The 13,883-nt window shown below is 66.1% G+C and carries 7 protein-coding genes; 5 read left to right on the top strand and 2 right to left on the bottom strand.

Features of this window, described 5'->3' with window-relative positions; all coding sequences use genetic code 11:
• Positions 1–34: 34 nt before the first annotated feature.
• The 4 genes from JANGC3_RS0111220 to JANGC3_RS29080 all read left to right on the top strand — a co-directional run bounded on the left by JANGC3_RS0111220 (position 35) and on the right by JANGC3_RS29080 (position 8,404).
• Entirely contained in the window at positions 35–2,206 is a 2,172-nt protein-coding gene (locus JANGC3_RS0111220) for a TonB-dependent receptor (protein ID WP_017876584.1), read from the top strand.
• A 13-nt stretch (positions 2,207–2,219) separates the two neighbouring features.
• Positions 2,220–3,695 carry a PepSY domain-containing protein gene (locus JANGC3_RS0111215; RefSeq protein ID WP_017876583.1) on the top strand — a complete coding sequence of 492 codons (1,476 nt, stop codon included), beginning with the start codon at positions 2,220–2,222 and terminating at the stop codon, positions 3,693–3,695.
• Between the two features lie 323 nt (positions 3,696–4,018).
• Positions 4,019–5,671 carry a glycoside hydrolase family 19 protein gene (locus tag JANGC3_RS29085; RefSeq protein WP_085945294.1) on the top strand — a complete coding sequence of 551 codons (1,653 nt, stop codon included), beginning with the start codon at positions 4,019–4,021 and terminating at the stop codon, positions 5,669–5,671.
• 138 nt (positions 5,672–5,809) lie between these two features.
• Entirely contained in the window at positions 5,810–8,404 is a 2,595-nt protein-coding gene (locus JANGC3_RS29080; protein ID WP_269746238.1) for a chitinase C-terminal domain-containing protein, read from the top strand.
• 69 nt (positions 8,405–8,473) lie between these two features.
• Here JANGC3_RS29080 and JANGC3_RS0111195 read toward each other — a convergent pair whose 3' ends face one another.
• Both JANGC3_RS0111195 and JANGC3_RS0111190 read right to left on the bottom strand, forming a co-directional pair.
• Positions 8,474–9,736 (bottom strand): maltoporin, encoded by a 1,263-nt coding sequence (locus JANGC3_RS0111195; protein ID WP_026132853.1) that lies wholly within the window; start codon positions 9,734–9,736, stop codon positions 8,474–8,476.
• A gap of 126 nt (positions 9,737–9,862) precedes the next feature.
• The gene (locus JANGC3_RS0111190; RefSeq protein ID WP_026132852.1) at positions 9,863–10,645 is read right to left on the bottom strand and encodes an L-iditol 2-dehydrogenase; all 783 of its coding nucleotides are present in this window, start codon (positions 10,643–10,645) and stop codon (positions 9,863–9,865) included.
• A 607-nt stretch (positions 10,646–11,252) separates the two neighbouring features.
• On the opposite strand from JANGC3_RS0111190, the gene JANGC3_RS30795 reads away from it, so the two are divergent.
• Positions 11,253–13,883, top strand: coding sequence for a response regulator (locus JANGC3_RS30795; protein WP_017876577.1), 2,631 nt, complete (start codon positions 11,253–11,255; stop codon positions 13,881–13,883).

Genomic DNA, 13,883 nt, shown 5'->3' with positions numbered 1-13,883 from the left:
CCTTTGCATTTTCTAGTTTCGAGGTCGCTTTAATATGAACGTCAACAAAACCGTAGTCGCCGCCGCCGTCGCCGTCCTGTGCGCGCCGGCCTTCGCCGAAACCATCCCGTCCGACGCTGCAAGCATGCCGACCATCACCGTCAGCGCCGCCCGCGCCGGCGACAAGCTGTCGCTGGACGACGCCAACACCACCGGCTCGCGCCTGGGCCTGACGCCGCGCGAAACGCCGGCCTCGGTGGCCATCGTCAACCGCGCCAGCATCGAACTGCGCGGCGCCGACAACACCCAGGAAATCCTGGCCGGCGTGCCCGGCGTCAGCGCGGCGTCGCCGCCGGGGTCGGCCGGCTCGGTGTACTACCGCGGCTTCGGCGCGTCCAGCCTGACCCAGTTGTTCAACGGCATCACGGCGCAATACGACGCCATCGCCGCGCGCCCGGTCGACAGCTGGATCTACGACCGGGTCGAGGTGGTCGGCGGGCCGTCGACCTACCTGTTCGGCGCCGGCGCCGTCGGCGGCTCGATCAATTACGTGACGAAACTGGCGCAGCGCGACGCCGACGCGCTGGAGCTGCGCGCCCGCTACGGCTCGTTTTCGAACGCCGACCTGGCGCTGGGCGTGAACCGCGGCATCGGCGCGGCCGGCGGCGCGCGCCACACCGTGCGCCTGGACCTGAACCGCAGCCACAGCAACGGCTATGTGGACGGCCAGCGGCGCGCCGCGCTGAACGCCGCCGCCTCGCTGCTGAGCGACTTCGGCCCGCGCCTGTCGCACACGCTGGCGCTGGAATACCAGCGCGAGAAGGTCGACCGGCCGTACTGGGGCACGCCGCTGCTCAATCCGCTTGGCGGCGACGGCCGCATCGACCCGGCCACCCGCTTCAAGAACTACAATGCCGCCGACGGTGTATACGAGCAGACCGTGCAGTGGACCCGTTCGCTGCTGGAGTACCGCCTGTCGCCGCAGACCACGCTGAAGAACACCGTCTACCATTACGACGCCCTGCGCGATTACCGCAACGTGGAAACCTATGTTTTCAACGCGGCCAACACGGCTGTGGTGCGCTCCGGTGCCTTGTTGCAGCGGCACGATCAGCAACTGAGCGGCGAGCGCGTCGAGTGGGTCCACAAGGGCGCGCTGGGCGCCATGAAGGCGGACTGGTCGGCCGGTCTGGACTACAGCCGCAACACGCAGACGCGCTTCCCGCTGTCGCTTCCGGGCACCGTCAGCACCGTCAACCCGGTCGTGTTCGCGACGGAAAACTTCTTCGACGTGCCCGGCATGAAGCCGGGTTTCACGCCGGACCGCACCAACAAGGTCGAGACCCTGGCCTTGTTCCTGGAAAATCGCCTGCGGCTGACGCCGGTGCTGGCGTTGGTGGGCGGCTTGCGGCACGACCGCATCGACATCGAAGTGATCAATCACAAGCTTGCCAGCGCCGCCAGCCCGGCCTATTTCAAGCACGACTACGCGCCCACCACCGGCCGCCTGGGCCTGGTGTACGACCTGGCGCCGCACGCCAACGTGTATGTCCAGTACAGCACGGCGGCCGATCCGCCTGCCGGCTTGTTGAGTTCGATCTCCTACGGCCAGGCGCGCGGCTCCGAGCTGACTACCGGGCGCCAGGTCGAGGTCGGGAGCAAGTTCGACTACCTCGGCGGACGCGGCAGCGCGACGTTGGCGGCCTACCAGCTGTCGCGCCGCAACCTGGCGATCGCCGACCAGAACCATCCCGGCGTCACGCTGCCGGTCGGCCAGCAATCGGCCCGCGGCGTGGAGGCCGCCACTTCGTTCAAGCTGAACCAGAACTGGCTGCTGCAGGGTAACCTGGCCTATACCGACGCGCAATACGACGCCTTTGTCGAGAACGTCGGCGGCCAGGCGGTCTCGCGCGCCGGCAAGGTGCCCGCCAACATCCCGGCGTGGGTGTCGAACTTTTGGCTGAGCTGGAACGTGAGTCCGGCGCTGCAACTGAGCGCGGACGCGCGCCACCTGTCCCGGCGCTTTGGCAACACGGCCAACACCGTCAGCGACGCCGGCTACACGGTGTTTGGCGCCAGCCTGAGCTACCAGTTGCAGCGCAACACCAAGCTTACCGCGCGCCTGAAAAACGCCGGCGACAAGGTCTACGCGGCGAACGTGGGCGGCGCCAGTGTTTACCTGGGTGCGCCGCGCTCGCTGGACCTGACCTTGCAATCCTGGTTCTGAGCGGCGCGGCGATATGAAGCGCACCCTGTACCTGCTGCATCGCTGGCTTGGCGTTGTGCTATGCCTGTTCATGGCCATGTGGTTCTTCTCCGGCGTGGTGATGATGTACGTCGGCTATCCAAAATTGACGCAGGCGGAGCGGCTGGCCGCGCTGCCCGCGCTTGACGGCGGGCGCTGCTGCGCGTCGCTGCAACAATGGCTGCGGGCCGCCGGCCACAACGGGGCGCCGACCGCGCTGCGCCTGACGTCGGTGGCCGGGCGGCCGTTGGCGCTGCTCAACTATGGCAAGGCGGACGTGGTGGCGCTCGACGGCGCCAGCGGCCGGCGTGTCGACAGCGTCGACGCCGCCGCCGCGCTGGCGGCCGCGCGGGCGTTCATGCCGGGCGTGCCGGCGGCCTACCAGGACTTGGTGGCGGAAGACGCCTTCAGCCATTCCAGGAACTTGGATGGGCAGCGGCCGTTGCATCGGGTGCAGATGGGCGACGCCGAATCGACCCGCCTGTACGTTTCGGCGCGTACCGGCGAGGTGGTGCGCGACGCCAGCGTGAACGAGCGCGGCTGGAACTGGGTCGGTAGCTGGCTCCACTGGCTGTATCCGTTGCGCGGCGGCATCGTCGAGCGTTTCTGGAACGACATCGTCGTCTATACCGCGCTGACGGCCACCGCGCTGTCCTTGCTGGGCATGCTGGTGGGGCTGTGGCGCTGGCGTTTTTCGGGGCGCTTTCGCAGCGGCTCGCGCTCGCCGTACCGGGCGCCGTGGATGCGCTGGCACCATCTGCTGGGCCTGGTGTTTGGCACGCTGGTCGTGACCTTCATCTTCAGCGGCCTGATGTCGATGAATCCGTTCAAGGTGTTGGACTCCGGCGCGCCCAAGGTGGCGCAACGGCACGACTGGGACGCCGCGCATTTCACGCTGCCGGCCGGGCAGGCCCTGCAACTACTTGCCGACAGTGGCTTCGAGGTGCGCGAACTGGAGTGGCGCGTCGTCGACGGCGCCGGTTATTACCTGGCGGCGGACGGGCAGGGCCGCACCCGCCTGCTTGCCGCAGGGGCCGGGCCGGCGTTGCCGTTCAAGGCGTTCGGCATTGCGGCGATGCGGGCGCTGGGTAGCGCCATGTTGGCGCCGCACCAGGTCACGCAGGCCAGCGTACTCGGTGAATACGACAATTATTACTACGGCCGCGACGCCCACACCATGACGGGCGGGCAAAAGCGCTTGCCGGTGCTGCGCCTGAAGTTCGACGACCCCCGCGCCACCTGGTTGTACATCGACCCGGCCAGCGGCGCGGTCGTCAAGCAAGTCGACACGCACCAGCGTGTCGGGCGTTGGCTGTTTTCGCTGCTGCACAGCTGGGATTGGACACCCTTGCTGGCGTCGCGTCCATGGTGGGACGTGTGGATGATTGCCATCAGCGTTGGCGGCATGCTCATCAGTGTTAGCGGCATCGTCATCGGCTGGCGCCGCCTGCGCATGCGCATGCCGCGCTAGCTTGTCCGACAGACCCGCGCGGTCGCGCCTAGACGGCGTGACCGCTGTCATACCAGTCCATACCAGTTTGAGGGTTTGATGCACGCGGTATTAATTACGCATTTCTTTTTAAAATCGGTATGGCGGCCCTCCAGACATTAAAAATCGCACCGTGCTTGCACAAAGTGGTATTGAAACATTGTATTTTAATAAAAACCACTTGACTACCAATTTCCATGGCCGCATTCTCTATGCAGAAAGCCACGGCCGCTCATTGCGCTTTCTTTTCGAACAACATCAAAGAGCTACTCAGATAGTTTTTAGTCGCACGTTCAGGAGACCAAATGAAAACAAAGCAAATGGGCAGGTTGTTAGCAGGCTTGTTGGGTGGAACGCTTGCCGCGTGCGGCGGCGGTTCGCAGTCCGATACGCCGGCGCAGTCAAAATTATTGGCCAGTAGTGTTGTCAGCGAAGCTTGCGCCGAATGGAGTGCCAGCCAAATTTATGTCGCCGCGCAATGCGCGACGTATCAAGGCGTAGTCTACAAGGCCAAGTGGTGGGTGCAGGGCGAGGCGCCAAAAGCCGATCCGAACGGACCGTGGCAATTGGTGTCGGGCACGCCAACGCCAACGCCGACGCCAACACCAACGCCAACACCGACACCGACGCCAACGCCAACGCCAACGCCAAGCTGCGCCGTGTATGCGGCCGGCACAAATTATGCTGTAGGGCAGGTTGTGTCCAATGCTGGCAGCTTCTACAGTTGCATCGTTGCTGGCTGGTGTTCGTCATCGAGTGCTGCGTATGAACCGGGGAAGGGCTGGGCTTCTTCGTCAGCTTGGGCGGTAGTGAATTCTTGTAGTGGAACGCCAACCCCCACGCCAACGCCCACGCCAACGCCTGGAATTCCCACCAAGGCCCAGGCCGAAGCCAACGAAGCCTTGTTGACGAATAGCGATTTCTTCCGCAAGGTGAAAGCCTCGGTCCGTACGTTGCCGAACGCCGATGTCGAGAAGGTGCAGGCGGGCTTGGCGGGCAATCCGCTCAACGTGAAGCGGGTGGAGCGCCTGCTGCCGGCGCTGAAGTGGGATTTCTATTTTGCCGCGCGCGACCCAAGCTATACCTATCAACGATTTTTGCAGTCGGTGGCAAAATTTCCAGCTGTTTGCGATGACTATTCCGATGGGCGCAACGCCGATGCGATCTGCCGCCACACCTTAGCCACCATGTTCGCCCATTTCGGCCAAGAAACGGGCGACCACAACGCCAGCAGCCCGCTTCCGCAATGGCGCCAAGGCTTGAAATACCTGCGCGAACTGGGGTGCGATGAAACCGGCGCCGGCTGCGGCTACAACATCGAATGCGCCGACCCGGTGTTTAACAAGGTGTGGACGTGCGGCGTCAACGCCGACGGCAGCTTCAAAAAGTACTTCGGCCGTGGCGCCAAACAGCTGTCCTACAACTACAACTACGGACCGTTCTCGCAAGCGATGAACAATGGCGACCAGTCGGTGCTGCTGAAAAATCCGGATCTGGTGGCGTCGACCTGGCTCAACCTGGCGTCGGCGACTTTCTTCTTCGTCTACCCGCAGCCGCCGAAACCGTCGATGTTGCATGTGCTTGACGGCACCTGGGTGCCAAACCAGGCCGACCGCACTGCCGGCGCCGGCAACAATTTCGCGACCACCATCATGATCATCAACGCGGAATGTGGACTGGGCACGGAAAAGCCGGCGGCGCAAAACCGTATCGACTACTTCAAGCAGTTTGCCGCGGACCTCGGCTGGGACTACAGCGGCGAGCAATTGTCCTGCGCCAGCATGCAGCGCTTCGGCCCGTCTAGTTCGGCTGCCTATAACATCTACTGGGAAAAGAACTGGAGCGCGGGCGGCGACAACCAGTGCCAGCTGGTGAGTTACCAGACCCCATACAGCGCCCTCATCGCTGGCAACTACGTCAAGTGCGTGGAAGCGAACTGGAACGTAAAACTGCAATAGCCGCGCAGGCCGGGACGGCAACGCAGCGGCGCCGTCCCCCGCCCATGAATTCTTGAGTGAACAGAGCAAGGCCGGGTCCCGAGAATCGGAGAGGGAAGCCATTCCTTCGCCGTAAACTATAACCACGTGGAGACAAAATTGAATACTAAACGCAGTGCATTATTGATGGCCATCCTGAGCGGCATGCTTGCCGCTTGCGGCGGCGGGCAGGAGGCGCAAACCGGGCCGCAGACCAAACTGTTGGCCTCGACTACGGTCTCTTGCGTCGACTGGGACGCGGCCACCGTCTACACCGGCGGCCAGTGCGCCAACTACCAGGGCGCGGTGTACAACGCCAAGTGGTGGACGAAAGGGGACGTGCCGAGCGCGGCCAATGAGGCCGGCCCATGGGCGCTGGCGTCGGGTACGCCGACGCCGACGCCGACGCCGACCCCGACCCCGACCCCGACCCCGACGCCTACCCCAACGCCGACTCCCACCCCGAACTGCGTGCCCTACGTCGCGGGCTCAAGCTACATTGCCGGCCAAACCGTGTCGCACGCCGGCGGCAATTACAGCTGCACCGTCGCCGGCTGGTGCTCGTCCGGAAATGCCGCTTACGAGCCTGGCATTGGCTGGGCCTGGCAGCAAGCATGGACCGGCGTCAGCGCCGACAGCTGTGGCGTACCAACGCCGACACCAACGCCCACCCCAACGCCAACCCCGACGCCAACCCCGACGCCAACGCCAACCCCGACGCCAACGCCAACTCCAACCCCGACGCCATGCCGTCCCGACGGTCTGAGTTCCAGCGTCGCCAGCGTGCCGTACTGCAAAGTCTACGATGCCAACGGCCGCGAAATCCTCGCCAACGGTTTGAACCGCCGCATCATCGGCTACTTCACCAGTTGGCGCACCGGCGTGGACGGCAGCCCGGCCTACCTGGTCAACAATCTGCCGTGGGACAAGATCACCCACCTCAACTACGCGTTCGCGTCCGTCGATCCGGCCACCTCCAAAATCGCCATCGGCAGCGGCCCGACCAATCCGGAAACCGGCCTGACCTGGCCGGCCGTGCCGGCGGCGGCGATGGACCCGTCGCTGCCGTACAAGGGGCATTTCAACCTGCTGGCCCAGTACAAGAAAAAGCACCCCGGCATCAAAGTGCTGATCTCGGTCGGCGGCTGGGCTGGCGGCACCGGCTTCTACACCGCCACCACCAACGCCGACGGCTCGCTCAACAGCGCCGGCATTAACACGCTGGCCGATTCGATGGTGGCGTTCCTGCGCCAGTACAGCTTCTTCGACGGCATCGATGTCGACTACGAGCACCCGACCACCAACGCCGAGGCCGGCAACCCGATCGACTTCGCGATCTCGAAACCGCGCCTGAACGGCCTGATGGCCAGCTACAATGTGCTGCTGAAAACGGTGCGCCAGAAGCTCGACGCGGCCTCGGTGCAGGACAACAAGTATTACATGTTAACCATTGCCGGGTCGGCTTCAGGCTGGATCTTGCGCGGCGAGGAAAACATGTCCGGCTTGCAGTACCTGGACTACGCCACGTTGATGTCGTACGACTTGCACGGCGCCTGGAACCAGTACGTCGGTCCCAACGCCGCCCTGTTTGACGACGGCAACGACGCCGAACTGAAGGCCGGCAACGCCTACCAGTACCAAGGCATCGGCTATCTGAACACCGACTGGGCCTACCGCTACTACCGCGGCGCGATGCAGGCGGGGCGCATCAACATCGGCGTGCCGTACTACACCCGCGGCTGGAAAGACGTGACCGGCGGCACCAACGGCCTGTGGGGCACCACCGCGCTGACCAGCTCCACCGTCACCTGCGCAGGCGTCAAAACCTGCGGCATGGGCGCGACCGGCATCGACAACGTCTGGTTCGACCTCGACAGCCAAGGCAAGCCGGTGCCCGGCGGCGGCAACCCGTTGTGGCACGCGCTGAACTTGCAAAACGGCATCGTTCCGGACTACCTGGACGCCTACAAGGTCACCGATAAAACCATCGTCGGCACTTATGTGCCGTACTACAGCAGCACGATGGCGGCGCCGTGGTTGTGGAACGCGACCAAAAAAGTGTTTATCTCGACCGAGACCACGCAATCGATCGGCGCCAAGGCGCAGTACATCATCAATAACAATATCGGTGGCGTGATGATTTGGGAGATGGCCGGCGACTATGCCTGGGACGCGAGCAAGAACGGTGGCAAGGGCCAGTACGGCATGGGTTACACGCTGACCAACACCTTGTATGACGCGCTCAAGACCGCCGGACCTTACGGCAACAGGCGCGCCGAGGGAGCGCTGCCCGCCAGCGCCGCCAACGTTGGCATCACGCTCGGTTCGTGGAAGCCGGGCGACAGCAACTACCCGATCAATCCGGTGATGACGGTCAAGAACAACTCGGCGGTTACGCTGCCGGGCGGCACCGTGTTCGAGTTCGACTACCCGGTGTCGGCGCCGTCCGACCTGAGCGACCAGTCCGGTTTCGGATTGACCACCACCGTGGCCGGTTATGCCGGGCCGAACAATATCGGGGGCTTCAAGGCCAACTTCAACCACGCCCGCTTCGCGCTGCCGGCATGGCAAACGTTGGCGCCGGGCGCGTCGGTGGCGTTGACGCTGAATTACCGGCTGCCAATTTCAGGGCCGTCGAATTACAGCGTCACCGTGGGCGGCGTGAAATATGCGCTGAGCCAGGAGTATCCAGAGTTGCCGCTTGGCGTGAAGTAAGAACGCCGGGAACGTAAAAGCCCCAAAAAAAATGCGCGCCAACCGGGCGCGCATTTTTTTATCCACAGTTTAGAACCAGCTTTCCACTTGGACGCCGAACGAGGTGCCGCTGGTGTTGTTGTTGTAGATCGGGCCGGAGTTGTTGGAGGCGTTGACCGAGGCGGTCGCCGCATCGTTCCACTTGCCGTAGGTGACGAAGGCGCGCAGCTCGGGACGCGACCACAGGCCGGGGCCGGCCGAGATCGTCGGCGCCAGCGTCAGCTTGGTCAGGCGCTTGGTCGGGCCACGGCTGTCGGTGACGCGGTCGGTGCCCAGTTCGACGACCATCTTGAGGTTCTGGTTGAAGGCGTAGACCGGGCGCACGCCCAGCGAGGTCCAGGTCGACGAGCCGCCGGCGTCGGACTTGTCTTTTTGCACCAGGGCGACCATTTCCATGCCCATGTTCTCGGTCGGCTGGACCCACAGGTCGTTGAAGACGCGCGCGCGTTTCACGTCCGAACCCAGCGAGGTGTAGCCGGAGGCGCCCATGCGCGAATTGCCGACGCCGATACCGGTGCCCGGGCCGACGCCGTACTGCACGCCGAAGGTGTTGGCGCCGCCGAAGACCTTGGCTTGCTTGTGGAACAGCGACACTTGCCAGCCGTTGTGCTTCTGGCCCAGGGCGTCGTCGTCCTTGCCCTCGGCGGTGATGATGGTGGCCGCGACGTCGAAGGTGCCGTTGGGGTTGAGCGGTACGTCGCCGTAGATGAAGTTCTGGCGGATCGCCGACGGCGTGCCGACCACCTTGCCGTTGGCGTCGAGCGTGTTGGTGTCGTTGTCCTTGAAGAAGGCGTAGGAGAACTTGCCCGGACCGGCCTGGATCTGGTCGAGGCCGGCGCCGGTGCCGTTGAAGTTGATGTATTGCAGGTCCAGCATGTGGATGTCGGGACGGTAGTAGAAGCGCTTGCCCATCCAGGCGGTGCCGCCGTTGAGGAAGTCCAGGCCCTTGGCCTCGATATAGGCCTTGTTCAAGCCCAGTTTCTTGTCGCCGAAGTCCGAGTTCGGGCTGTAGATGTTGGCCCATACCGTGGCGACGTAGCTGACGCCGCCGCTCTTCGCGATTTCCTTGGTGTAGCCGCCCTCGAAGTAGGCGTCGCATTCGTTGCCGAGGCGGTACTTCATCGTGTTGCCGCCCAGGCCGTAGCAACCCTGCGGGCCGCCGGCGCCGCTGGTGCTGCCGGCGCCGACCCGGAAGTAACCGTGGAAGCCTTCTTCGTCGCCGGCGGCGGCGCTGCCGCAGGCCAGCGCCAGGGTGATGGCGGCGGGTAAAACTTTCAACATCGTGCGATTCATGGTGTGTCTCCTGGTTATATTTTTATGTGTTGACTATGTGTTAAACGATTGCTCGGGACATAAGGGTACCGCCGCGGCGCCGGGGTGGCGCCGCGGTGTTGCTGCTACTAATGGATACGCGGACGGCTAGCTCATCACCGAGCCGCCGTCGACGTTGATCGTCTGCGCCGTGATGTAGGCCGAATCGTCGCTGGCCAGGAAGATCGCCGTGCCGGCCAGGTCGGCCGGCGTGCCCATGCGCCCGAGTGGTACCGCCAGCCCGACCGCGCGCTTCTTCTCGCCCGGTTGCAGGTTTTCATAACGGGCGAACAGCGCGTCGACGTGGCCCCACATCGGCGTGTCCACCACGCCCGGCGCGATGGCGTTGACGCGGATGCCGCGCGGCGCCATGGCCAGCGCGGCCGACTGGGTGTAGCTGATCACGGCGGCCTTGCTGGCGCAGTAGTGCGACACCAGCGCCTCGCCGCGGCGTCCGGCCTGCGACGCGAGGTTGATGATGGCGCCGCGGCGGCCGGCGTCGACCATGCCCTGCAATACTTGCTGCATGACGATGAACATGCCTTTGACGTTGACGTCGAAAAGGCGCTGGTACATCGCCAGGTCCGACTCCAGCAGCGGCGCCATGTCGAACACGGCGGCGTTGTTGAACAGGATGTCGACCGGGCCGTGGCGTTCGACGGCGGCCGCCAGCATGGCGCCGACCGAGCCGGCGTCGCGCACGTCGGCGGCCAGGTAGCACAATTGGTCCGGATAGCGCGCCAGCAGTGCCGCCGCCGCGGCCGGCGGCGTCGGCGCCAGGTCGACCACGCTGCAGCGCGCGCCTTCGGCCAGGTAAGCCTCGGCCACCGCCAGGCCGATGCCGCCGCCGGCGCCGGTCAGCACCGCGTGTTTCGATGCAAGCCGGTTCATGGCGCCGCTGCCTTGCCGCGCGGACGGCCGTGGTGCGCGCTGGCGCGGGTGTCGAGCTTCATTGAAATCTCCTTGTCTGTGGGTAGGCGATGCGCTCTGGCACCGTTGGGGAAAGTCTAGCAACGATCCCGCGCCGGCCTTGATACTACCCACGCAATAGTCGATACTTTCTTTCCGCGCCGGGGTGCGCGCATTTTGATGAAAATTAGTTATGTTGGGCAAGACTGGGTGTAGTATTGCTGGGAAATAAACCCGCTTGATTGACGAAACCGACTGTGCGCCGGCCCACGCCGCCGCTGCCGAACAGGGAGCCTGACAGTGCAGAACGCGCCAGAGCCAGAGCCAGCGCTATCGACGTCGTTCCCGCTGTGCCGCGGCGGTCAACTGGCGTACGCGCTGCCGCTGCGCCACGCGCGCGACACCCCGCGCCCGCTACCGCTCGAGGCGCTCGCCGCGATGCCCGCGTCCATGCTTGACCGGGCCCCCGCCAGCGTCTGGCAAAGCCGCGTGGCGGAGCCGGCCGTATGACGGCGCTGCCGAACACGGCAAGACGGGTGCTGCCGCTGCCCGGCATCGGCCTGGCGCTGGTCGCGCTGGCGCAGGCGCCATGAACGCCGGCCCGCTGCCGCCTGTCCCCATCGTCGACGACAGCCTGACGGCGCGCGCCGACCTGGAGCAGGCCTCCGCCGCGGCGGCGCCGGCGACGATCCTGGTAATCGACGACTGCGCCACCTTCCGCGGCGAGCTGGCCGAGGCGCTGCGCGCGCGCGGCTACGCGGTGGCCGGCGCCGCCAGCGGCGAGGAGGGCCTGCGCAGCATCGGCCAGTACCGGCCGGCGGCGGTGCTGGTCGACGCCGTCCTGCCGGGCATCGACGGCCACGGCGTGGTGCGCAAGCTGCGCCTGGACGCGGCGCTGCGCCACCTCCCCTGTATCCTGCTGACCGCGTCCGAGCGGCAGGGCGCCGAGCTGAACGCGCTCGACAGCGGCGCCGACGCCTTCGTGCGCAAGGACGAGGGCCTGGCGATGATATTGGCGCGGCTCGAGGCGGTGCTGCGCAAGGCCGGCGACGGCGCCTGCCAGCCGGCGGCCGGCCTGCTCGGCGCAACCCGCATCCTGGCCGTCGACGACAGCCCAAGCTACCTGCGCGTGCAGGCCGAGGTGCTGCTGGGCGAGGGCTACGACGTGATCCTGGCGCACTCGGGCGAGGAGGCGCTGCGGATGGTGCGGGCGCAGGCGGTCGACTGCATCCTGCTCGACCGCATCATGCCCGGCCTGGGCGGCACCGAAACCTGCCGCCGCCTGAAGGCCGACCCGGCCACCCGCGACATCCCCTTGATCATGCTCACGGCGATGGAGGACCGTGACGCCATGATCGAGGGCCTGAGCATCGGCGCCGACGACTACGTGCTCAAGTCGAGCGAGTTCGACGTGCTCAAGGCGCGCGTGCGCGCGCAGCTGCGGCGCAAGCAATTCGAGGATGATCGCCGGCGCGTGCGCGCCGAACTCGGCGCCAAGGAGCGCGAAGCCGCCGAGATGCGCGCGGCGCGCGCGCTGGCCGACAGCCGCGCCGAGCTGCTGGCCATCCTGGAGCAGAAAAACCGCGACCTGGAACTGGCGGTGCGCGCGCTGCAAGAGCGCCAGGGCGAGATCGACGAGAAGAACCGCCAGCTGGAGGAGGCCAGCCGGCTCAAGTCGGAGTTCCTGTCGAATATGTCGCACGAGTTGCGCACCCCGCTCAACGCCATCATTGGCTTTTCCGACCTGCTGCGCGGCGGCGTGGTGGGACCGCTCAGCGAGAGGCAGCAGGTCTGTGTCGGCCACGTCGTCACCAGCGGCAAGCACCTGCTGGCGCTGATCAACGACATCCTCGACCTGTCCAAGGTCGAAGCCGGCAAGATGGAACTGGAACTCGAACCGGTGCAGCCGGACGCGCTGCTGCGCGGCTGCCTGAGCCTGGTGCTGGAGGGTGCGGCGAAGCGCGCCGTGACGTTCGCCTTCGAGCCCTGCGGCGAGCTGGAAGCGGCCATGTTCGACCTGCGCAAGCTCAAGCAGATCGCCTACAACCTGCTGTCGAACGCGGTCAAGTTCAGCGCCGACGGCGGCCAGGTGACGCTGTCGGCGCACCGCCTGGGACGCGCCGGGGTCGGCCAGGGCGCGCCGGCCGGCATGACGACGCGGGTGCTGCCGCTGCCGCCGGGCCAGTTCCAGCAGTGGCTGGAAATTCGCGTGCGCGACCACGGCATCGGCGTCAACCCGGACGACATGCGCCACCTGTTCCAGAGCTTCCGCCAGCTCGACTCGTCGATGGCCCGCCACCACGAGGGCAGCGGCCTGGGGTTGGCGCTGGTGAGCCGCATGGCGGCGCTGCACGGCGGCACCGTCGGCGTCGCCAGCGGCGCCGGGATGGGCAGCCAGTTCTCGGTCTGGCTGCCGTGGCGCGCGCTGGCCGGCCCGGGCGCGGTCGAGCCGCCGCGCGGGCGCCGCGTGCTGGTGATCGAGGACGACGTCCAGGCCGCCGCGTTGCTGCGCCTGCACTTCGAAAGCATCGGCTTCGAAGTCGCGCTGGCGGCCGACGCCGCCAGCGCGCTGGCGCTGGCCGAGCACGGCGCGCCCGACCTGATCACGCTCGACCTGGTGCTGCCGGGCGCCAGCGGCTGGGACGTGCTCGAACAGCTCAAGGCCAATCCACTATTGGGGCCGACGCCGGTGCTGCTCGTCTCGCTGATCGCCGAGGAACTCAAGGCTTGCGCGCTGGGCGCGGCGCAACTGCTGCAAAAGCCGATCCAGCACCAGGCGCTGATCGACGCCGTCTACGCGCTCGGCCTGGTCGGCGACAGCGCGCTGGCGCCGACCGTGCTGCTGGTCGACGAGGACGCCGCCGCCAGCGCGCGGGTGGCGGCCCTGCTAGGCGGGCTCAATTACAAGGTGTTGTGCGCGCCGGACGGCCACAGCGCCATCGCGCTGGCGCGCAGCGACCCGCCCGACCTGATCATCGTCGACCTGCTGCTGCCCGACATCAGCGGTTTCGAGCTGATCGACGCGCTGAGACTGCTGCCCGAGACGGCCGGCGTGCCGGCGCTGGTGCTGAGCGGCGACACGGTCGGCCAGGCCGAGCGCGTGCGCCTGAACGGCCAGGTGGTGCGCATCATGAAAAAGGGCAGCTTCAACCGCCAACAACTGCTGCGCGAAGTGAACCGCGCCCTGCAGCAGCACGACGCTGCGCCGGACCCACGTTGA

This window comes from Janthinobacterium sp. CG3 (assembly GCF_000344615.1).
GTDB lineage: Bacteria > Pseudomonadota > Gammaproteobacteria > Burkholderiales > Burkholderiaceae_D > Janthinobacterium.
The sequence above is the reverse complement of the archived record's forward strand: the minus strand, read 5'-3'. Positions and strand labels throughout refer to the sequence as shown.

Excerpts from the sequence above, each read along its gene's own strand:
- JANGC3_RS0111220 (WP_017876584.1), top strand. The coding sequence starts at position 35 with ATGAACGTCAACAAAACCGTAGTCGCCGCCGCCGTCGCCGTCCTGTGC.
- JANGC3_RS0111215 (WP_017876583.1), top strand. The coding sequence starts at position 2,220 with ATGAAGCGCACCCTGTACCTGCTGCATCGCTGGCTTGGCGTTGTGCTA.
- JANGC3_RS29085 (WP_085945294.1), top strand. The coding sequence starts at position 4,019 with ATGAAAACAAAGCAAATGGGCAGGTTGTTAGCAGGCTTGTTGGGTGGA.
- JANGC3_RS0111195 (WP_026132853.1), bottom strand. The coding sequence starts at position 9,736 with ATGAATCGCACGATGTTGAAAGTTTTACCCGCCGCCATCACCCTGGCG.
- JANGC3_RS0111190 (WP_026132852.1), bottom strand. The coding sequence starts at position 10,645 with ATGAACCGGCTTGCATCGAAACACGCGGTGCTGACCGGCGCCGGCGGC.
- JANGC3_RS30795 (WP_017876577.1), top strand. The coding sequence starts at position 11,253 with ATGAACGCCGGCCCGCTGCCGCCTGTCCCCATCGTCGACGACAGCCTG.